The organism is Cellulosimicrobium cellulans (genome assembly GCF_006539945.1).
GTDB classification, from domain to species: Bacteria; Actinomycetota; Actinomycetes; order Actinomycetales; family Cellulomonadaceae; genus Cellulosimicrobium; species Cellulosimicrobium cellulans.
In genome coordinates this window covers 30,388-50,340 of the sequence record NZ_BJNZ01000029.1, presented here as the reverse complement: position 1 = coordinate 50,340, position 19,953 = coordinate 30,388, and the positions used below count along the sequence as shown (strand labels likewise).

The following is a 19,953-nucleotide window of genomic DNA, read 5'->3' as shown; positions in this document are numbered from 1 at the left end:
GCACGTTGGAGCACTCACCGAGGGATCGCACCGGGCCGTTCGCCGACCCGGACGTCGGCGACCCCACGCCCACCGAACCCCAGGAGTGGGCCACCGGCCGTCTCCTGTTCGCCGTCGCGCGCCGGATCGAGCGGGAGTGGAACGCCCACCTCGGGAAGTGGGACCTCAACCACGCGGGCTTCCCTGTGCTGATGCACCTGCTCGCCGGCCCTCGCTCGCAGCGGGTGCTCGCCGAGGAGTCGGGCGTGACCGAGCAGACGATGAGCCGGGTCGTGGCGAGGCTCGAGCGCTCCGGCTACGTGACGCGCACCGACGACCCCACCGACCGGCGTCGCCGCGCCGTCGCGATCACGGCCGCCGGTCGTGACGCCGGGCTCGCGGCAGCGCGACGCCGACCCGCCGAGGACCTCGCGACGCGCGGCCTCGACGACGCCCAGGTCGTCGCGCTGCGCGAGGCCCTCCTCACGCTCCTCAAGACGCTCCCCCGCTCGCCCCTGGACGAGGGTTAGCCTGGGCCGATGGACCTGCTCGCGCTGCCCGGGATCACGGAGTACCACGAGGCCTGGGACCTCCAGCGCGCGGTGCACGACGACGTCGTCGCAGCGACCCGGCCGGACACCCTGATCCTCGTCGAGCACCCCGACGTCTACACGGCGGGGCGCCGGACCAACCGCTCGGAGCGGCCCGACGACGGCACGCCCGTCGTGGACGTCGACCGCGGCGGGAAGATCACCTGGCACGGCCCCGGTCAGCAGGTCGCCTACCCGATCGTCCGTCTCGCCGAGCCGGTCGACGTCGTCGCGTACGTGCGCGCGCTCGAGGAGGCCGTCATGGGCGTGTGCGCTCGGCTCGGCCTCGCGACGATGCGCGTCGAGGGGCGCAGCGGGGTCTGGGTCGCGGCCGACGCGACCCGCCGCGAGCGCAAGGTGTGCGCGATCGGCGTGCGCGTCGCCAAGGGCGTGACGATGCACGGACTCGCCCTCAACTGCGTCCCCGACCTGTCGCGCTTCGACCGGATCGTCCCGTGCGGGATCGAGGACGCCGACGTGACGTCGCTCACCGCCGAGCTCGGACGCGAGGTCACGCTCGCCGAGGTCGCGCCCCTGCTCGTCGCCGCGCTGGAGGACGCGCTCGCCCCGCTGCTCGCGTCGACCGCGTCACACGACACCCCGCAGGACGCGCTCGCCGGTTAGGCTGGAACCTCAGGGAATCCTCGCGCGCCGGAGTACGGGTGGGTCGGCGCGCGGTACGACGTACCCCTGAGGAACCGACCGCATGACCACCACCCCGGAACGCGCGACGCCGCGCGCCCGCAGCTCTTCTCGCCACCCCGCCGCGCCACGCGACCACGTCCCTGCGCGCGCCGGCTACGCGCGCCTGCCGCAGCTCGCGGGCCGCACGTTCCTCCCCGTGGCGTTCCTCGCCCGGCTCCCGTTCTCGATGCTCACCATCGGGACCCTGCTCCTCGTGTCGTCGACGACGGGGTCCGTCGCGGTAGGCGGGCTCGCCTCGGCCGCCACCGCGCTGGGGACCGCGCTCGGCGGTCCGACCCAGGGAGCGCTCGCGGACCGCGTCGGGCAGCGCCGCGTCCTGCTCGTCGCCGTCCCGCTCGCGACGCTCGCCGTGCTGGGTCTCGTCCTCGCCGCTGCCCTGCCGGGCGGCACGGGAACGGTCCTGGCCGCAGCGGCGGTGACCGGAGCGAGCGTCCCCCAGGTCGGCCCGCTCGCGCGCGTGCGCTGGCTCCGGCTCGCAGCCGACGAGCCACGCACCGTGGAGGCCGCCATGAGCTACGAGAGCACCGCCGACGAGGTGAGCTTCGTCCTCGGCCCGGCGCTCGTCGGCGTCCTCGCCTCCGCGGGCTCGCCCCAGGTCGCGGTGCTCGTCGCGGCCGGTGGCGTCGCCGTCTTCGGCACCGCGTTCGCGCTCCACCCGACCGCGCGCGCGGTCGCCCCGCTCGCCCGGCCCGCGCCCGACGACGGCACGACCCCGCACGGTGCGACATCGCCCGCGACACGGGCTGGGCACGCGGTCGGGATCGCGGCACTCGTGCGGCGCGAGGCCGTCGTCCTCGTCGGGATGCTCGCGATGGGGCTGCTGTTCGGCGGCACGCAGGCCGCGCTCACCGCGCTCACGCGCGACGCCGGCGTCCCCGGCAGCGCGGGTCTCGTCTACGCCGTGATGGGCGTCGGCTCGGCGGTCACCGCGCTGTCGGTCGTCGCGCTCCCCCGCCGCTGGGGCGTGCGCAGCCGGTGGATCAGCTTCGCCGCCGGGCTCGTGGCGGGCACGATCGCCCTCGTGGTCGCCGCCGCGAGCGGCTCGCTCACGGCCGTCGTCGTCGCGGTCGCCGTGACCGGTCTGTTCGTCGGGCCGGTCATGGTCACGGTGTTCACCGTCGCGGGCGAGCGCGCGCCCGCCGGACGCACGGCGTCCGCCATGACCCTCGTCGCGAGCGCGAACGTGGTGGGCGTCGCGCTCGGGGCCTCGGGCGGTGGCGCCCTCGCTGACGGGCTCTCCACCACGGCCGCCTTCGTCCTGCCCGTGGTCGCGGCGGTCCTGCTCGTCGTGACCGGGGTGTCGCTGACGTCACGTCCACAGGGTGAGCGACGCGCGGGAGACGACGAGCGCGAGCGCGTAGTCTGACCGGAGTCCGGCGTCGTACCAGGGCGCGCGCACCCGAACGGTGCGCCGCCCGCCTGCCTGCTCGGCGCGACGTCGGCGCTCACTCGCCACGACGACCGGGAGACACCCGTGACGATCGCACCTGAAGGACGGCGCATGCTGCGGGTCGAGGCCCGCAACGCCGCGACGCCGATCGAGAAGAAGCCCGAGTGGATCAAGACCCGCGCGACGATGGGTCCTGAGTACTCCGAGCTCAAGGGCCTCGTGAAGCGCGAGGGCCTGCACACGGTCTGCGAGGAGGCGGGCTGTCCCAACATCTTCGAGTGCTGGGAGGACCGCGAGGCGACCTTCCTCATCGGCGGCGACCAGTGCACGCGGCGCTGCGACTTCTGCCAGATCGACACGGGCAAGCCGGCCGACTTCGACGCCGACGAGCCGCGTCGCGTCGCGGAGTCCGTCCAGGCGATGGGCCTGCGCTACTCGACCATCACGGGCGTCGCGCGCGACGACCTGCCCGACGGCGGCGCGTGGCTCTACGCGGAGACCGTCCGCCAGATCCACCAGCTCAACCCGGGCACGGGCGTCGAGCTGCTCATCCCCGACTTCAACGCGATCCCCGAGCTGCTCGACGAGGTGAACGCGTCGCGCCCCGAGGTGCTCGCGCACAACCTCGAGACCGTGCCGCGCATCTTCAAGCAGATCCGTCCCGGCTTCCGCTACGAGCGCTCGCTGTCCGTGCTCACGCGGGCACGCGAGGCAGGCCTCGTGACCAAGTCGAACATCATCCTCGGCATGGGCGAGACGATCGACGAGGCCAAGGAGGCGCTCCAGGACCTGCACGACGCCGGCTGCGACCTCGTGACGATCACGCAGTACCTGCGCCCGTCGCTGCGGCACCACCCGGTGGACCGGTGGGTCAAGCCCGAGGAGTTCGTCGAGCTGTCGGACGCCGCGGAGGAGATCGGCTTCCTCGGCGTCATGTCCGGCCCGCTCGTGCGGTCGTCGTACCGCGCGGGACGCCTGTGGGGCCAGGCCATGACGCGCCGCGGCATGGAGATCCCCCCGGCGCTCGCGCACCTCGCCGAGCCGACGACGTCCCGCCAGGAGGCCGCGAGCCTGCTGGCCCGCGCACCCCACTAGACTGACCCGCATGGCCCGCAAGAACTCGGACAGCACCGGCGCGCCCGCCGCCGGAGAGCAGGTCGCGAAGCAGAAGAAGCCCAAGAAGCAGCGCTGGTACCACCAGGTGTGGGCCGCGTACCAGATGACGCGCAAGCAGGACCCCGCGGTCACGTGGGTCATGCTCGGCGTGTTCGTCGGCATCCTCGCCGTCGCGCTCGGCATCGGCCTGTGGTGGGGCCAGTGGGTCTACACGCTCATCGTCGGCATCCCGTTCGCCGCTCTGGGCGCGATGTTCGTCCTCACGCGCCGTGCGGAGCGCGCGGCGTACCAGCAGATCGAGGGCCAGCCCGGGGCAGCCCGCGCCGCGCTCGGGACGATCCGCCGCGGGTGGACGTTCGACGAGGAGCCCGTCGCGATCGACCCGCGCACGCAGGACCTCGTGTTCCGCGGCGTCGGCCGGGCCGGCGTCGTGCTCGTGAGCGAAGGTCCGGCGCACCGCGCGAAGCGTCAGCTCGACGCCGAGCGCAAGCGCGTCGCGCGCGTGCTGCCGAACGTGCCGATCACGACGATCCAGGTCGGCGACGAGGAGGGACAGGTCGCGCTCCCCAAGCTCCCGCGCGCGGTCCAGAAGCTCAAGCCGTCGCTCACCAAGCCGGAGACCGCCGAGGTGTCCAAGCGGCTGCGCGCCCTGGGAGTCTCGCGCCTGCCGATCCCCAAGGGCATCGACCCGACGCGTGCGCGCCCGGACCGCAAGGGCCTCAAGGGTCGCTGACGGACCATACTCCTGCTGCACGACGACGCCCGGCCGGGCGAGGATCGCTCCTCACCGGCCGGGCGTCGTCGTCCGGGGGACTCTGCGGCGGGACGCTGGTCGCGGACCAGCGTCAGGTGCGGACCAGGACGGTGCCGGCCGCACGGTCGTGCAGCCCGCGCCCGTCCGCGTCCCACACGACGGCGGGGATGACGAGGCACAGCAGCAGGGTGCGCAGCAGGCCTCGGCCGATGCCGACCATGCGCGCCGGATCGGCCAGGCGACGGACCCGCATGCCCATGACCCGGTGCCCGACCGTGAAGCCCAGCGTGCTCACCAGCAGGACGTTCTCGATCGCGAAGACCAGCGGCTGCGACCAGACCGGGAGTGCCGAGATGCCCTCGAAGAAGCCCGGTGCCGCGGGCCGGAAGAAGAGGAACGCGACGAGCGTCGCGAGCACCCAGTCGATGACGAGCGCGACGACGCGCCGTCCCAGGGTCGCGAGCGAGCCCGGTCCGTCCGGCGGGAGGCCGAGCCGCGCGCCGCGACCGTCCTGCTGACCGCCCGGGGTGCCCTCGAGCCACGAACCCATGTCCTCGCGTGAAACCACGGGACCAGGGTACGTGCCGGTCGGTGGACGACCTCGACGCTCGGGTCGCGCACGGCGGTATCGTGCCGAACGGCACACCGCCCGCCGGCGGCTGCCGCGTGCCCTCGTGTAGCACGAACGTCACACGGGGACGCGGGACGTAACACGACCGAAACAATGGGTACACGGCGGGGAAACCGCCTCGGCCTAGGTTCGTGGGCGCCACGTCAGCGGCAGGTTCGCCGCGCAGCCCGACGGCACCACCCGATCAAGGAGCAACGGATGTTCAACAACGCGGAGGAGGCAATCGCCTTCACGCGGAACGAGGGCGTCGAGTTCGTCGACGTCCGGTTCTGCGACCTGCCCGGCATCATGCAGCACTTCAACATCCCCGTCTCGCAGTTCGACGAGTCGGCGTTCGAGGACGGCCTGATGTTCGACGGGTCGTCGATCCGCGGCTTCCAGGCGATCCACGAGTCGGACATGAAGCTCGTGCCGGACGTCAAGACCGCGTTCGTGGACCCGTTCCGCAAGCGCAAGACGCTCGTCGTGAACTTCTCCATCGTCGACCCGTTCACGGGTGAGCCGTACTCGCGCGACCCCCGCAACATCGCGGCCAAGGCGGAGGCGTACCTGCGCTCCACCGGGATCGCCGACACCGCGTTCTTCGCGCCCGAGGCCGAGTTCTACCTCTTCGACGAGGCGCGCTTCGCGACGAACCAGCACTCGAGCTTCTACTACCTCGACTCGATCGAAGCCGCGTGGAACACGGGCCGCGAGGAGGAGGGTGGCAACCTCGCGTACAAGACGCGCTACAAGGGCGGCTACTTCCCCGTCTCCCCGTCCGACCGCTTCGCGGACCTGCGCGACGACATGTGCGCGACGCTGGAGCAGGTCGGTCTCGAGGTCGAGCGCGCGCACCACGAGGTGGGCACCGCCGGCCAGCAGGAGATCAACTACCGCTTCAACACGCTGCTGCACGCGGCCGACGACCTGATGAAGTTCAAGTACGTCATCCGCAACGAGGCGTTCGAGGCCGGCAAGTCCGTCACCTTCATGCCGAAGCCGATCTTCGGCGACAACGGCTCGGGCATGCACTCGCACCAGTCCCTCTGGAAGGACGGCAAGCCGCTGTTCTTCGACGAGAAGGGCTACGGCGGCCTCTCCGACCTCGCGCGCTGGTACATCGGCGGCCTGCTCAAGCACGCCCCGTCGCTTCTCGCGTTCACGAACCCGTCGGTGAACTCCTACCACCGCCTGGTCCCCGGCTACGAGGCCCCGGTCAACCTCGTCTACTCGGCCCGCAACCGCTCCGCGTGCATCCGCATCCCGGTGACCGGCTCGTCCGCCGCCGCGAAGCGCGTCGAGTTCCGCGTGCCGGACCCCTCGGCCAACCCGTACCTCGCGTTCGCCGCGCAGCTCCTCGCCGGCATCGACGGCATCAAGAACCGCATCGAGCCGCCGGAGCCGATCGACAAGGACCTCTACGAGCTGCCGCCCGAGGAGCACGCGCAGATCCAGCAGGTCCCCGGCTCGCTCGCCGAGGCCCTGGACAACCTCGAGGCCGACCACGAGTTCCTCACGCAGGGCGACGTGTTCACGCCGGACCTCATCCAGACGTGGATCGACTACAAGCGCACCAACGAGATCGACCCGATCCGCCTGCGCCCGCACCCGCACGAGTTCGAGCTCTACTACGACATCTGATCGGTCGCGCACCGACGGACCGCACGGCGGCCCGCCACCCTTCCGGGTGGCGGGCCGCCGTCGTCGTGTCGCACAGGGATCTGGACATGTCTTGCCTCGCGCCCTCATTTCCCGCACGCAGCGAGGCGGGTGCGGTGCGCGCAGGGGGCGCGCCGCACCCGCCTGTCAGCCTGCGGCAGGAACCGCGGCGGTCTCCGTCGCGGCGGCGCGCACGTGGGCCGTCGGCAGCCCGGAGCCGGGGCGGAACCCCGCGTACTGCTCGGCCGCGGCCCGGGCGCACTCGTCCTGGTAGACGGGCCCTCCGCCGAGGTACACCGCCATCTCCGCGCGCTTGCCGGGGACGTTGCCACCGACGAACCAGGCGCCGGCCTTCTTGCCCTCCTCGTACATGACGGTGGCCCGCCCCGCGCGCTCGGTCTCCTCGTACCACCACTCCTCGGCCTCGCGCGTCGCCTCGAGCTGCGCGACGCCGTTCTCCCGCGCGAACGCGAGCGCGCGCTGGAGCCACTGCGCGCCGCGCTGGACCGGCACCGTGAGGTTGGACAGCGGCGTCTGCGGGCCGAGCGACAGGAAGAGGTTGGGGAACCCGTGGACGGAGATCCCCAGGTAGGTGCGCAGCCCGTCCCGCTCCCACCGCTCGCGCAGCGTGATGCCCTCACGTCCGACGATGTCGAACGCGGTGAGCGCCCCCGTCATGGCGTCGAACCCGGTCGCGAGCACGAGCACGTCGAGCTCGTGCTCGACCTCCTCCGCCCCGTCCGCAGAGCCGCCCACGACGACCCCGCGGGGCGTCACCTGCGTGATCGGGGTCGCGAGGACGTCGACGAGCTCGACGTTCTCCCGGTTGTACGCGGCGTAGTAGCCGTGACCGGTGGGCGGACGCTTGCCCATGAACGTGTAGGTGGAAGGGCTGAGCGCCTCGGCGGTCCGGGGGTCGGTGACGATCTCCCGGATCTTGCCGCGGAGGAACTCGGACGCGAGCGCGCTCGCCTCGGGGCTCGAGACGAGGTCGGTGAAGCACTCGTTGGCGAACCGGAAGCCGCCCGCCTCCCAGCGGGACTCGAACACCCGGCGGCGCTCGTCGTCCTCCACGTCGAGCGCGGACCGCGTCGGGATCTCCATCGGCACACCGAAAGGGTGCTGGGCCGCGCGCTCGAAGACGGCGTCGTAGTCCGCGCGCAGCGCGGCGAGCTCGTCCGCGGTGACGGCGGGGCTCGTCGTCTCCAGGACGTAGTTCGGGGTGCGCTGGAAGACCGTGACGTGGGCCGCCTGGGCGGCGAGCTCGGGCAGCAGCTGGATCCCGGAAGCCCCCACGCCGATCAGCCCGACGCGCTTGCCGGACAGGTCCACCCCCTCGTGCGGCCACCTCGCCGAGTGGTGCGCGGGCCCGGCGAAGGTGTCCAGGCCGGGGATGTTCGGGTAGAGGGGACGCGAGAGCAGCCCCGTGGCCGAGACGAGGTAGGTGGCGCGCAGCGTCGACCCGTCGGCGAGGGTGAGCGTCCACAGGTTCGTGACGTCCGAGTGCTCGGCCCGCTCGACGGTCGCGCTCAGCCGGATGTCGCGCCGCAGGTCGAGCCGGTTGGCGACGAACTCCAGGTAGGCGCGGATCTCCTCGCCGCGCGGGTACCGCTCGCTCCAGTCCCACTCGTCCCGGACCTCGCGGGAGAACGAGAACGCGTAGGCGAGGTACTCCGAGTCGGTGCGGACGCCCGGGTACCGGTTGGCCCACCACGTGCCGCCGACTCCCCCGGCGCCGTCGACCACGAGGACCGAGAGCCCGACCTCCCGGAGATGGTAGAGCATCGCCAGCCCCGAGAAACCCGCCCCGATCACGACCGCGTCGTAGCTCTCGCCGCTCGCCGAATCCCCCATGTACCGCTCCCCCGTCTCAGATCCGTCCGGACACCGCAGGGCTGACGGCCCGCGCGCTGCGGTATACCGTCCCATGTGCGGCGGCGTCCTGCCACGGCGAGCCGCGCCGCGGGGAGCAGGTCAGAAAGGCCAGACGAGCGGCACGTAGAGGACAGCGGCGGCGAGGAAGACGACCGCCAGCGGCAGGCCCAGACGCCAGTAGTCACCGAACCGGTAGCCGCCCGGCTGGAGGACCATGAGATTCACCGGGGTCGCGATCGGCGTGAGGAAGGCCGCGGCCCCGGCGACCGTGAGCGCCATCATGAACGGCTGCACGCTCACGCCCAGAGTCTGCGCGAACGACACCGCGACCGGGGCCATCACGAGGACGGTCGCGACGTTCGAGATGAACTGGCCGAGCACGAGCGTGAGCACGCACACCACCAGGAGCGCGAGGTGCGGTGAGCCGCCGCCGGTGACCCGGAGCACGACGTCCGCGATCGCGTCGGCCGCACCGGAGGAGACGAACGCCGCGGACAGCGGGATGAGGGCCGCGATGAGCACGACTGTGTCCCACGAGATCGCGCGGAACGACTGAGGCACGGTGACGACCCGCAGGAGCACGAGGGCGCCCGCCGCAAGAAGACCCGCGATGACCGGCGGCACGACCCCGGTCGCGAGCAGCACGATCGTCGCGACCAGCACCCCGAGGCAGCGCCGCCAGCCGCGCCCGAGCGGGACGCCACGCTGGAGGCTCTTCGAGGAGTCGACGGCGATGACGTCGGGCGACTGCGTGTAGCGGTGGAGCGCGTCCCAGGGCCCGCGCACGAGCACGGCGTCGCCCGGCTGGAGGGTCATCGGGCCTGACGGAGCCTCGCCCTCCGGCCCGGTCGAGCTGCCGTCGCCGCGGCGGATGGCGAGCACGACGAGCCCCTCGTCCCGGGTCGTCATGCCGGGGCTCACCCGGCGCCCCACGAGCGTCGAGCGGGGTGCGATGAGCACCTCGACGACCCCCGTGCCGCCCGAGAACAGGCGGCCTGTGTCGAGCTCGGCAGGGTAGGTCTCGCGCCACGAGCGCACGCGCTCGCGCGGGTCGGTGGCCGTGTCGGCGAGGTGCTCGGGGACGCGTTCCGGCAGCAGCCGGTCGCCGAGCGTCACGACGAGCACGGCCGTGGCGAGGACGAGCGGGATCCCCACCAGCGCGAACTCGAAGTAGCCGAACTCCTGGCCGCCCGCCTCCGCGGCCGCCTCGGACACGATGATGTTCACGGGCGTGCCGGTCAGCGTCAGGAGCGACCCGGCGCCCGCGGCGAACGCGAGCGGGATGAGCATGCGCGAGGGCACGATGCCGGCCCGCGCGGCAGCCACGACGGCGACCGGGAGGAGCGCCGCGACGGCCCCGTTGATGCTGATGACGGCCGCGAGCAGTGCGGCGACCCCGACCATCAGCGCGAGCAAACCCGTGCGGCCGAGCGACGCGCGCCGCTCGAGCCACTGCCCGATCCAGGCGGTGATGCCCGTGGAGTCCAGCGCGTCGCTGAGCACGAACAAGGTCGCGATGAACAGCACGATCGGGTCGCTGAAACCACCCAGCGCCTCGTCGAGCGTGAGCACCCCGGTCGCCCACAGGGCGACCGGCACGAAGAGCGCCACGACGACGAGAGGGAGCCGGTTGGTCATGAAGCCCACGACCGCCAGCGCCAGGATGACGAACGTCGCGACCAGCGGATCGATCATGGGCACCCCCTGGGAGGTCAGGATGCCACAGGACGCCCCCTGGCGGTGGGGACCGGAATAGTGGGCACGCCGGTGCGTTGTCGATGACCATGACGACTCTCGGGATCATCGGCGCAGGGAACATCGGCTCTCAGGTCGCACGGGCGGCCATCATCCACGGCTACGACGTGGTGATCGCGAACTCCCGGGACCCTCGGACGCTGGACGACCTCGTCGCCGAGCTGGGTCCGCGAGCACGCGCGGCGACCGCCGAGGAGGCCGCGCGCGCAGCGGACGTCGCCGTCGTGGCGGTTCCCTTCGGGGCGTACCGCGAGGTCCCCGTCGAACCGCTGGACGGGAAGATCGTGCTCGACGCGAACAACTACTACTGGGAGCGCGACGGGCACGTCGAGGCGATCGACCGGGGCGAGGCCACGTCGTCGGGCCTGCTCCAGGAGCACCTGGCCGGGTCCAAGGTCGCCAAGGCGTTCAACCACATCCGGTCGACGGACATCACGACCGACGGGACCCCCGCGGGCACGCCGGGACGCCGCGCTCTGGCGACCGCGAGCGACTTCCCCGAGGCCGCCGCCTGGGTCGTGCGGTTCTACGACGAGCTCGGGTTCGACGCGGTCGACACGAGCCCGCTCGCGGAGTCGTGGCGCGTCGAGCGCGACCGTCCGGCGTACGTCGCGCGCCAGGACGCCGACGAGCTGCGCGCGAACCTCGCCCGGGCGCCCCGCATCCTCTGACGTGCCCGTCCGGGGCGGGCGAGTCAGGCGCGCTCGCCCTGGGCGACGAGGCCCGCGCCCACGATCAGCAGCACGACGAGCGCCACCACGAGGCCGAGGAGCGCGAGCGCGCGGGCCGGTCCGAGCGGGCCCTCCACGAGGCGCGCGGACCGTCGGCAGCCGACGCCGGCCAGGCCCCACAGGGCCGCGGCGCCGAGGGGCTCGGGCCGCTGCCACACGACGGTGAGCACGACGGCGAACGCCGCGAGCGCCCAGGCGATCCACCCCGCCCAGCGCAGGCGCGAGCCGTAGAACGACCCGCCCGAGCGACCACGGCGCTCCAGGGCCGCGCGGCGGTCGACCGCACCACCACCCAGCTCGCGCGGCTCACGTCGGTCGAGCAGACCCGGGACGGGCGGCTCGTCGCGCCGGGCCACGGTCAGTCCTCGCCGTAGAAGACGCGCTCCATGACCGTCCGGGCGCGCCGCGCGGTGCGCAGGAAGTGCTCCTCGAGCTCGGCGCCCGTGTCGACGTCCGGGAGGTCGAGCACGCGCGCGAGCCCGTTGAGCGCGAACCGGTCGTGCGGCAGCACGTCCACGGTCGTGCCGGTCGTCCGGCCCGACCACAGCACGAGCGCGCTGCGCAGGCGGGACGCGAGGTGCCACGCCTCGCCGAGCACCACGGCGTCGTGGGCGTCGACGAGACCCGCCGCCACGGCGGCCTCGAGCGCGTCGACCGTCGAGGTCGTCCGCAGCCCGGGGACGTCGTGGGCGTGCTGGAGCTGGAGGAGCTGGACGGTCCACTCGACGTCGGACACTCCACCGCGGCCGAGCTTGAGGTGGCGCGACGCCTCGACGCCGCGCGGGAGCCGCTCGGACTCGACGCGGGCCTTGATGCGCCGCACCTCGCGCACCTCCGCGAGGTCGAGCCCGCCCTGCGGGTAGCGGCGGTCGTCGACGACCCGGGTGAACACCTCGCCGAGCCCGTCGAGGTCGCCCGCGACCGGGCGCGCGCGCAGGAGCGCCTGCGCCTCCCAGACGCTCGACCAGCGCTCGTAGTACTCGGTGTACGACGCGAGCGAGCGCACGAGCGGGCCGTTGCGCCCCTCGGGCCGCAGGTCGGCGTCGACCGGGAGCGCGGGCTCCGGGCCGACGGCGGACAGGAGCTGGCGCAGCCGCGTCGCCACGGCGAGCGCGTACGCCTGGGCGTCGGCGCCCTCTGTGCCGGGCACCGGGTCGTGCACGAACATCACGTCGGCGTCCGAGCCGTAGCCCATCTCGCGACCTCCGAGGCGGCCCATCGCGACGACGAGCAGGCGCGCGGGCGCCGAGCCGGGGTCCTGGGCGTCGTACCCGAGATCAGCGCGCGCGACGAACTCCGCGATGCGGAGCGCGCCCGCGAGCACCACGTCCGCAGCGTCGGAGATGCTCCGGGCCGCGTCGACCGCGTCGACGACTCCGAGCAGCTCGGCGGCTCCCGTGCGTGCGAGCTCGCGACGGCGCACCGCGCGCAGGCTCACCGTCGCGGGCTCGACCTCGTCGGCGCGCGTGAGGATGGCGTCGGTCTCGCTCGAGAGCCGCTCGATGCCGCGGGGGGTGAGGTCGGCGTCCGCCGCGAGCCACCGGACCGACTCGGGCGACCGGGCGAGCGCGTCCGCCATGTAGCGGGAGTTCGAGAGCAGGTGCGCGAGCCGCTGCGCCGCGGAGCCGGAGTCGCGCAGCAGCTTGAGGTACCAGTGCGTCGCGCCGAGCGTCTCGGAGAGCGTGCGGAACGCGAGCAGGCCCGCGTCGGGGTCCGCGCCCTCGGCGAACCAGCCCAGCATGACGGGCAGGAGCTGGCGCTGGATCGCCGCGCGCCGGCTCACGCCCTCGGTGAGCGCGGTGACGTGGCGCATCGCGCCCGCCGGGTCGCGGTAGCCGATCGCCGCGAAGCGGGCCTTCGCCGCCTCCGGGGCCAGGCTCACCTCGTCCGGCGAGAGCTGCGCGACGGCGGGCAGGAGCGGGCGGTAGAAGATCTCCTCGTGCAGGCCGCGCACCTCGCGGCGCGTCGCGCGCCAGCGCTCGGTGAGCCCGTCCGCGCCCTCGGAGCGCATCCCGAGCGAGCGCGCGAGACGGCGCAGCTCGTCCTCGGCGGTCGGCACGAGGTGGGTGCGCCGGAGCCGGAAGAGCTGGATGCGGTGCTCGAGCGAGCGCAGGAACCGGTAGCAGACGCCGAGCCGAGCCGCGTGCTCGCGGCCCACGTACCCGGCCGCGGCGAGCTCGGCGAGCGCCGTGAGCGTCCCGCGGCTGCGGATCGACTCGTCCGCCCGGCCGTGCACGAGCTGGAGGAGCTGGACGGTGAACTCGACGTCGCGCAGGCCGCCCTTGCCGAGCTTGAGCTGGCGGTCGGCCTCGGCCGCCGGCACGTGGTCCTCGACGCGCCGGCGCATCGCCTGCGAGTCCTCGACGAAGTTCTCGCGGCCCGCGGCGGACCACACGAACGGGGCGATCGCCTCCTCGTACGCGCGGCCCAGGTCCCGGTCCCCCGCGACGGTGCGCGCCTTGAGCAGCGCCTGGAACTCCCAGGTCTTGGCCCAGCGTTCGTAGTACGCGACGTGGCTCGCGAGCGTGCGCACGAGCGGGCCCTGCTTGCCCTCGGGGCGCAGCGCCGCGTCGACCTGCCACAGGGCGGGCTCTCCCGACGTCCCCCAGCACACGCGCGCCAGACCCGTCGCGAGCCGCGCGCCCACGCTGGTCGCGTACGCCTCGTCGTAGCCCTCGGCGGGCTCGACGACGTAGATGACGTCGACGTCGGAGATGTAGTTGAGCTCGCGCGCCCCGCACTTGCCCATGCCGATGACGGCGAGCCGCACGCCCGCGCCGTGGTCGTCGAGCTCGGCGCGGGCGATCGCGAGCGCCCCTTCGAGCGCCGCGGCGGCGAGGTCCGCGAGCGCCGCCCCGACCGCGGGCATGCGGGTCAGCGGGTCGGTCGCCGTGAGGTCGGTCGCGGCGATGCGCAGGATCCGCTCGCGGTAGGCGCGGCGCAGGGCGTCCACACGCTCCGGCCCGGCCTGGTCGGCGACGGGCACCGCGCCGTCCGGGTCGGCGCCGACGGCGCGCAGCAGCTCGGCCCGGACGTCGCGCACGTCGACGCCGGTCCCCGGGGTCGGGTCGGCGACGACGTCGAGCAGCGCGGGTCGGCGCACGACGTCGTCGCCGAGCGAGACGGAGGCGCCGAGCACCGCCAGCAGGCGGTCGCGCGCCTGGCCGGGCCGCAGGGTGCGCCGCGCGACGTCCGCGAGCGGGCCGCGCGCCTCGACGTCGGCACGCAACGCGCCCGCGAGCCGCACGACCTGGAGCAGCGCGAGGTCGGGGTCGGCTGCCGCCCCGAACGCGGCGAGCAGCTCGTCGTCGACGACGGACGCGGGGTCCACGCCGCCGTCCGGAGCGTCCGCGCCCGGAGCGCGACCGCCGTCGAGCAGGAGCGCGAGGTCCGGGTCCGCGAGCAGGCTCGCCGAGCGCGAGATGTCGGCGAAGCCGACGCGCGCGAGGCGACCGGTGAGCGTCGGCCGGCGCGAGCCGCCGGACCGACCGGACGTCGTCGTGGGACCGCTCACAGGACCTGGAGGAACCGCTTCAGCTCGAACGGCGTGACCTGCGCGCGGTAGCCGTCCCACTCCTGGCGCTTGTTGCGCAGCACGAAGTCGAAGACGTGCTCGCCGAGCGTCTCCGCCACGAGCTCCGACTTCTCCATGACCGCGATCGCCTCGTCGAGCGACTGCGGGAGCGGCTTGATGCCCAGGGCACGACGCTCGGCGTCCGTGAGCTCCCAGACGTCGTCCTCGGTCGCCTCGGGGAGCTCGTAGCCCTCCTCGATGCCCTTGAGCCCCGCGGCGAGCATGACGGCGAACGCGAGGTACGGGTTCGTGGCCGAGTCGAGCGCGCGGTACTCGACGCGGCTCGAGTTCCCCTTGCCCGGCTTGTACATCGGCACGCGCACGAGCGCCGAGCGGTTGTTGTGGCCCCAGCACACGTAGCTGGGCGCCTCGGCGCCGCCCCACAGGCGCTTGTACGAGTTCACGTACTGGTTGGTGATCGCCGTGATCTCCGCGGCGTGGACCAGCAGTCCCGCGATGAACTGGCGCGCCGTCTTGGACAGCTCGAACTGGGCACCGGGCTCGTGGAACGCGTTGCGGTCGCCCTCGAAGAGCGACAGGTGCGTGTGCATGCCCGAACCCGGCTGGTCGGCCATCGGCTTGGGCATGAACGACGCGAACACGCCCTGCTCGAGCGCGACCTCCTTGACGACCGTGCGGAACGTCATGAGGTTGTCGGCCGTGGTCAGCGCGTCCGCGTAGCGCAGGTCGATCTCGTTCTGGCCCGGTCCCGCCTCGTGGTGGGAGAACTCGACCGAGATCCCCATGGACTCGAGCATCGTGATCGCGGCGCGGCGGAAGTCGTGCGTCGATCCCCGCGCGAGGTGGTCGAAGTAGCCGCCCTGGTCGACGGGCACGAGGCCGTGCTCGGCGTCGGCGGGCTGGTTGAACAGGTAGAACTCGACCTCGGGGTGCGTGTAGAACGTGAACCCCTTGTCGCTCGCCTTCGCCAGCGCGCGCTTGAGCACGTTGCGGCTGTCCGCGAGGGACGGCTCGCCGTCCGGCGTGAGGATGTCGCAGAACATGCGCGCGGTGCCGTGCCGCTCGCCGCGCCACGGGAGCACCTGGAACGTGGTGGGGTCCGGCTTGGCGATCATGTCGGCCTCGTACACGCGCGTGAGGCCCTCGATCGAGCTGCCGTCGAACCCGATGCCCTCGGCGAACGCCGACTCGAGCTCCGCCGGCGCGATCGCCACCGACTTGAGCATGCCGAGCACGTCGGTGAACCAGAGCCGGATGAAGCGGATGTCGCGCTCCTCGACCGTGCGGAGCACGAACTCCTGCTGCCTGTCCATGCGGTACATCCTGCCTGATCCGTGTGACGAACGGGTGACACGGCCGTGTGGCGGACGTCGCGCGTCGGGACCACCCCCTGGAGCGGCCGCGCGGCCCCGCTCGTCTAGGCTGGCGGCATGGCTGATCTGCGCGTCGCGCTGGCACAGGTCGACACGTGCGTGGGGGACCTCGACGGCAACGCCGCCCTCGTCCTCGAGCGCACCCGGGAGGCGGCGACGGCGGGCGCGCAGCTCGTCGCGTTCCCGGAGATGACCCTCACCGGCTACCCGATCGAGGACCTCGCCCTGCGCGCGTCGTTCCGCCGCGCGGCGTGGGACGCCGCCGCGGACATCGCGGCGCGCCTCGCCGCCGACGGCCTGGGCGGGATCACCGTGGTGCTCGGCACCGTCGGGACCTCGGGGGCCCCGCGCGGCGCGGGCGCGGCGGAGCGCGAGGCCTCGGGCTCGCCCGCCGACCTCCCGACGAACCGCGCGGTCGTGCTGCGCGACGGCGTCGTGCAGGCCGCGTACGACAAGCACCACCTGCCCAACTACGGCGTGTTCGACGAGTTCCGGATCTTCGCGCCGGGCGAGACCACGACGGTCGTCGAGGTCGAGGGCCGGCGCGTCGGGATCGCGATCTGCGAGGACATCTGGCAGGACGGCGGACCGGTCGCCGAGATGGCGACGCTCGACGAGGTGGGGAACGGGCTCGACCTGCTGCTCGTGCTCAACGGCTCCCCGTACGAGGAGGGCAAGGGCCACGTCCGCACGGACCTCGCGGCGCGCCGCGCGCGCGAGGTGAGCGCCCCGGTCGCGTACGTGAACCTGGTAGGCGGGCAGGACGACCTCGTGTTCGACGGCGGCTCGTTCGTCACCGACGCCGCGGGCGCCGTCGTCGCGACCTCGCCCCAGTTCGTCGAGGACCTGCTCGTGTGGGAGCTGCCGTCCGACGGCGCACCCCGCGGGCCGCGCGCCCCCGAGCTGCACCCCGACGAGGAGGTGTACCGGGCCTGCGTCACCGGCCTGGCCGGCTACGTCCGCAAGAACGGCTTCCGCTCCGTCCTCCTCGGCGTCTCGGGCGGGATCGACTCCGCCCTCACCGCGGCGATCGCCGCCGACGCGATCGGCGGTGAGAACGTCGTCGGCGTCTCGATGCCGTCGCAGTACTCGTCCGACCACAGCAAGGACGACGCCGCGGACCTCGCCAAGCGGCTCGGCGCCGACTACCGCGTCCAGCCCATCGCGCCCATAGTCGAGGCGTTCCAGGGCGAGCTCGCGCTCGAGGGCGTCGCGGAGGAGAACCTTCAGGCGCGTGTGCGCGGGGTGATCCTCATGGCGATCTCCAACCGCGAGGGCCACCTCGTCATCGCGCCGGGCAACAAGTCCGAGCTCGCGACCGGGTACGCGACGATCTACGACGCCGGCAGCATCGGCGGCTTCGCCCCCCTCAAGGACGTCGACAAGTCGCGCGTGTGGCAGCTCGCGCGCTGGCGGAACAACCAGGCGGTCGACCGGGGCGAGATCCCGCCGATCCCCGAGTCGTCCATCACCAAGCCGCCGTCCGCCGAGCTGCGTCCGGGCCAGACCGACCAGGACTCGCTCCCGCCCTACGACCTCCTCGACGAGGTGCTCGACGCCTATATCGAGCACGCCGAGGGCCGCGCCGAGCTGCTCGCGCGCGGGTTCGACCCCGAGGTCGTCGACAAGGTCGTCACGCTCGTCGACCGCGCCGAGTGGAAGCGTCGCCAGTACCCGCCGGGCCCCAAGGTCACCGCCCTCGCGTTCGGCCGCGACCGCCGCCTGCCCATCACCAACCGCTGGCGCGAGCCGCTCGACTGACGGCGCCGGTCACCCCGCGCGCCGTCCGACCCGTACCCCGCACCCAGGAAAGGCCGTCATGTCTGCTCACACCGCCCCCGAGCCCGCCACGACCGGGGGCACGGGACCGCGCCGCGTCCGCGTGCACCACCTCGCCGAGGCGAAGGCGCGCGGCGAGAAGATCACGATGCTCACGGCGTACGACGCGGTGACCGCGCGCATCTTCGACGACGCCGGGATCGACATGCTGCTGGTCGGCGACTCGATCGGCAACACGATGCACGGGCACGCGACGACGCTCCCCGTCACGGTCGACGACCTGATCCCCCCGGCCCGCGCCGTCGCGCGCGCCGCGCGCCGCGCGTTCACGGTCGTCGACCTGCCCTTCGGGTCGTACGAGGCGAGCGCGGAGCAGGCGCTCGCGACGGGCGTGCGGTTCCTCAAGGAGACCGGCGTGAACGCGGTCAAGCTCGAGGGCGGGCGTCGCATCGCCGCGCAGATCCGCGCGCTGACCGACGCCGGCATCCCCGTCGTGGGCCACCTCGGCTTCACGCCGCAGTCGGAGAACGCGCTCGGCGGGCCGCGCGTCCAGGGCCGGGGCGACGACGCGGCGGAGCGCCTCAGCGAGGACGCCCTCGCGGTGGCCGAGGCGGGCGCCGTCGCCGTCGTGCTCGAGATGGTGCCGGTCGAGGTCGCGGCGCGGATCACCGAGATCCTGCGCATCCCCACGATCGGCATCGGCGCGGGCGCCGCGTGCGACGGCCAGGTGCTCGTCTGGACGGACATGGCCGGCATGACGGACTGGTCGCCGCGCTTCGCCAAGCGGTACGCCGAGATCGGCGCGGCGCTCGGCCAGGCGGCGGCCGACTACGCCGCGGACGTGCGCGGCGGCACGTTCCCCGACGACGCGCACAGCTTCGCGCGCTGACCTCCCGGGCTGCCGGGGCGGGCGAGCTCAGCCGGCGTCCCCACCGCCGTCGGCCACCCAGGCCGTGAGCCCCGCGGCGAGGGCGTCGGCGTAGCGCTGGCGGCCCTCCTCGGACTCCATGACCGCGGCCTCGTCGGGGTTGCGCATCTCCCCCAGCTCGAGCATGACCGCGGGGCGCTCGGCGTGGTTGAGCGTCGCGAGGTCGGCGCGCCGCTGGATCGGGCCGTCGTCCGCCGCGACCGACGACGACGGCGCGAACCCGGCCGCGGTCAACGCCGCCACGAGCTCGTGGGCGAGGGCGACGCTCGGCTCCCCCTGGGCGTCGTGGACGGGCGGGTCCGCGACGATCGCGAAGAACCCGTGCGCGCTGCGGTCCTCGGTGCCGTTGGCGTGGATCGAGACGAGGACGTCCGCGTCGTTCTCCTGGGGGAAGCGTCCCCGCGCGTCCACGCACGGCCCCACGCCCGCGTCGTCGGGCCGCGTGAGCACGACGACGGCGCCGAGCTCGGTGAGCCCCTCCGCGAGGCGGCTGCTCACGTCCCACGTGAACGCGTGCTCGGGGTAGCCCGCGTCCGTCGACGTGCCCACCGTGTTGCACGCCTTCGTGTCGCCCCGCCCGTCGGGGACGGGCGCGTTGACCGTGAGCGGGTTCGCTCCGTTGCCACCGTTGTGCCCGGGGTCGACGGCGACCGTGAGGCCCGCGAGCACCGGTGGCGGCCCGGCCTCGGTCACGGTCGGGTCCGGGGACGCGGTCGTCGGCTCCGGCTCGGGGGCGGAGGCGACCGCGTCGCCCGAGGGGGCGAGCGTCGTCGGGCCTCCGCCGGACCCGGCGCGGACCTGGAGCGCGACGAGGAAGGTCAGCGCGCCGACGGCGAGCCCCGCGAGGAGCAGGCCGAGGCGACCCGACCAGACCCGGCGCGGGCCGGGCGGAGGGGCGTGCGTCACTCGCCGCGCTCGCGGCGGTCTTCCTCGTCCCAGGCGTCCGACCGCTCGCGTGCGGTCTCCAGCGCCTTCTGCGCGGCCTCACGGGTCGGGTACGGTCCCATGCGGTGCGACCACGAGCCGCTCGGGCCGCGGTGCACCTCGCCCGTGCGGGTGTCGAAGTAGTACTCGTCCTCGGCCGCGGGCTCGCCGCCGTCGGTGAAGCGTGATCCGGTGCTCATGACCCGATCCTCCCCCATCCCGGCCCGCCCGGCCGTCCACGCCGCCG

The 19,953-nt window shown here is 73.6% G+C and carries 17 protein-coding genes; 9 read left to right on the top strand and 8 right to left on the bottom strand.

Translation table 11 applies throughout. From position 1 onward, the window contains the following. Positions 1-5 precede the first annotated feature (5 nt). From CCE02nite_RS17295 to CCE02nite_RS17275, 5 genes are all read left to right on the top strand, one after another. Positions 6-509, top strand: a complete 504-nt coding sequence (locus tag CCE02nite_RS17295) for a MarR family winged helix-turn-helix transcriptional regulator (RefSeq protein ID WP_255318936.1) — start codon at positions 6-8, stop codon at positions 507-509. A 9-nt stretch (positions 510-518) separates the two neighbouring features. After that, the gene (gene lipB, locus CCE02nite_RS17290; RefSeq protein ID WP_141390848.1) at positions 519-1,193 is read left to right on the top strand and encodes a lipoyl(octanoyl) transferase LipB; all 675 of its coding nucleotides are present in this window, start codon (positions 519-521) and stop codon (positions 1,191-1,193) included. Between the two features lie 82 nt (positions 1,194-1,275). Then, the gene (locus CCE02nite_RS17285) at positions 1,276-2,640 is read left to right on the top strand and encodes an MFS transporter (protein WP_141390847.1); all 1,365 of its coding nucleotides are present in this window, start codon (positions 1,276-1,278) and stop codon (positions 2,638-2,640) included. 108 nt (positions 2,641-2,748) lie between these two features. Then, positions 2,749-3,759 carry a lipoyl synthase gene (gene lipA / locus CCE02nite_RS17280; RefSeq protein ID WP_047233939.1) on the top strand — a complete coding sequence of 337 codons (1,011 nt, stop codon included), beginning with the start codon at positions 2,749-2,751 and terminating at the stop codon, positions 3,757-3,759. A gap of 10 nt (positions 3,760-3,769) precedes the next feature. Next, positions 3,770-4,513: a DUF4191 domain-containing protein gene (locus CCE02nite_RS17275; RefSeq protein WP_047233940.1), complete on the top strand. Its 744-nt coding sequence runs from the start codon at positions 3,770-3,772 to the stop codon at positions 4,511-4,513. 112 nt (positions 4,514-4,625) lie between these two features. Here CCE02nite_RS17275 and CCE02nite_RS17270 read toward each other — a convergent pair whose 3' ends face one another. Next, the gene (locus tag CCE02nite_RS17270; RefSeq protein WP_141390846.1) at positions 4,626-5,102 is read right to left on the bottom strand and encodes an RDD family protein; all 477 of its coding nucleotides are present in this window, start codon (positions 5,100-5,102) and stop codon (positions 4,626-4,628) included. A gap of 261 nt (positions 5,103-5,363) precedes the next feature. Between CCE02nite_RS17270 and glnA (CCE02nite_RS17265) the strand changes: the two genes are divergently transcribed. Next, positions 5,364-6,788, top strand: coding sequence for a type I glutamate--ammonia ligase (gene glnA, locus CCE02nite_RS17265; protein WP_141390845.1), 1,425 nt, complete (start codon positions 5,364-5,366; stop codon positions 6,786-6,788). A gap of 165 nt (positions 6,789-6,953) precedes the next feature. Here the strand turns inward: glnA (CCE02nite_RS17265) and CCE02nite_RS17260 are convergent, their stop codons facing one another. Both CCE02nite_RS17260 and CCE02nite_RS17255 read right to left on the bottom strand, forming a co-directional pair. Further along, the gene (locus CCE02nite_RS17260; protein ID WP_141390844.1) at positions 6,954-8,660 is read right to left on the bottom strand and encodes a flavin-containing monooxygenase; all 1,707 of its coding nucleotides are present in this window, start codon (positions 8,658-8,660) and stop codon (positions 6,954-6,956) included. Positions 8,661-8,780: 120 nt separating this feature from the next. Next, positions 8,781-10,376, bottom strand: a complete 1,596-nt coding sequence (locus CCE02nite_RS17255; protein WP_255318935.1) for an SLC13 family permease — start codon at positions 10,374-10,376, stop codon at positions 8,781-8,783. Between the two features lie 89 nt (positions 10,377-10,465). Here CCE02nite_RS17255 and CCE02nite_RS17250 point away from each other — a divergent pair, with 89 nt between their 5' ends. After that, complete coding sequence (locus tag CCE02nite_RS17250) at positions 10,466-11,107, top strand: NADPH-dependent F420 reductase (protein ID WP_141390843.1); 642 nt, start codon at positions 10,466-10,468, stop codon at positions 11,105-11,107. Positions 11,108-11,130: 23 nt separating this feature from the next. Here the strand turns inward: CCE02nite_RS17250 and CCE02nite_RS17245 are convergent, their stop codons facing one another. From CCE02nite_RS17245 to glnA (CCE02nite_RS17235), 3 genes are read right to left on the bottom strand one after another with little or no spacing between them, the layout of a single operon-like run. Next, the gene (locus tag CCE02nite_RS17245; RefSeq protein ID WP_141390842.1) at positions 11,131-11,523 is read right to left on the bottom strand and encodes a hypothetical protein; all 393 of its coding nucleotides are present in this window, start codon (positions 11,521-11,523) and stop codon (positions 11,131-11,133) included. Between the two features lie 2 nt (positions 11,524-11,525). After that, positions 11,526-14,681: a bifunctional [glutamine synthetase] adenylyltransferase/[glutamine synthetase]-adenylyl-L-tyrosine phosphorylase gene (locus tag CCE02nite_RS17240; RefSeq protein ID WP_141390841.1), complete on the bottom strand. Its 3,156-nt coding sequence runs from the start codon at positions 14,679-14,681 to the stop codon at positions 11,526-11,528. Beyond that, positions 14,678-16,015, bottom strand: a complete 1,338-nt coding sequence (gene glnA, locus CCE02nite_RS17235; RefSeq protein WP_047233945.1) for a type I glutamate--ammonia ligase — start codon at positions 16,013-16,015, stop codon at positions 14,678-14,680. Before glnA (CCE02nite_RS17235) ends, CCE02nite_RS17240 begins: the two co-directional genes overlap by 4 nt. A gap of 117 nt (positions 16,016-16,132) precedes the next feature. Between glnA (CCE02nite_RS17235) and CCE02nite_RS17230 the strand changes: the two genes are divergently transcribed. Together CCE02nite_RS17230 and panB are read left to right on the top strand one after the other, a co-directional pair. Then, entirely contained in the window at positions 16,133-17,836 is a 1,704-nt protein-coding gene (locus CCE02nite_RS17230) for an NAD+ synthase (RefSeq protein ID WP_141390840.1), read from the top strand. Between the two features lie 58 nt (positions 17,837-17,894). Then, a complete protein-coding gene (gene panB / locus CCE02nite_RS17225) occupies positions 17,895-18,743 on the top strand; it encodes a 3-methyl-2-oxobutanoate hydroxymethyltransferase (protein ID WP_047233947.1) in 849 nt (282 codons plus the stop codon). Positions 18,744-18,770: 27 nt separating this feature from the next. Here panB and CCE02nite_RS17220 read toward each other — a convergent pair whose 3' ends face one another. Together CCE02nite_RS17220 and CCE02nite_RS17215 are read right to left on the bottom strand one after the other, a co-directional pair. Beyond that, complete coding sequence (locus CCE02nite_RS17220) at positions 18,771-19,688, bottom strand: N-acetylmuramoyl-L-alanine amidase (protein WP_141390839.1); 918 nt, start codon at positions 19,686-19,688, stop codon at positions 18,771-18,773. Beyond that, positions 19,685-19,906 (bottom strand): SPOR domain-containing protein, encoded by a 222-nt coding sequence (locus CCE02nite_RS17215; protein WP_141390838.1) that lies wholly within the window; start codon positions 19,904-19,906, stop codon positions 19,685-19,687. The genes CCE02nite_RS17220 and CCE02nite_RS17215 overlap by 4 nt, the downstream gene beginning before the upstream one ends. Positions 19,907-19,953 lie beyond the last annotated feature (47 nt).

Excerpts from the sequence above, each read along its gene's own strand:
- lipB (WP_141390848.1), top strand. The coding sequence starts at position 519 with ATGGACCTGCTCGCGCTGCCCGGGATCACGGAGTACCACGAGGCCTGG.
- CCE02nite_RS17285 (WP_141390847.1), top strand. The coding sequence starts at position 1,276 with ATGACCACCACCCCGGAACGCGCGACGCCGCGCGCCCGCAGCTCTTCT.
- CCE02nite_RS17275 (WP_047233940.1), top strand. The coding sequence starts at position 3,770 with ATGGCCCGCAAGAACTCGGACAGCACCGGCGCGCCCGCCGCCGGAGAG.
- glnA (WP_141390845.1), top strand. The coding sequence starts at position 5,364 with ATGTTCAACAACGCGGAGGAGGCAATCGCCTTCACGCGGAACGAGGGC.
- CCE02nite_RS17260 (WP_141390844.1), bottom strand. The coding sequence starts at position 8,660 with ATGGGGGATTCGGCGAGCGGCGAGAGCTACGACGCGGTCGTGATCGGG.
- CCE02nite_RS17255 (WP_255318935.1), bottom strand. The coding sequence starts at position 10,376 with ATGATCGATCCGCTGGTCGCGACGTTCGTCATCCTGGCGCTGGCGGTC.
- CCE02nite_RS17250 (WP_141390843.1), top strand. The coding sequence starts at position 10,466 with ATGACGACTCTCGGGATCATCGGCGCAGGGAACATCGGCTCTCAGGTC.
- glnA (WP_047233945.1), bottom strand. The coding sequence starts at position 16,015 with ATGGACAGGCAGCAGGAGTTCGTGCTCCGCACGGTCGAGGAGCGCGAC.
- CCE02nite_RS17230 (WP_141390840.1), top strand. The coding sequence starts at position 16,133 with ATGGCTGATCTGCGCGTCGCGCTGGCACAGGTCGACACGTGCGTGGGG.
- panB (WP_047233947.1), top strand. The coding sequence starts at position 17,895 with ATGTCTGCTCACACCGCCCCCGAGCCCGCCACGACCGGGGGCACGGGA.
- CCE02nite_RS17215 (WP_141390838.1), bottom strand. The coding sequence starts at position 19,906 with ATGAGCACCGGATCACGCTTCACCGACGGCGGCGAGCCCGCGGCCGAG.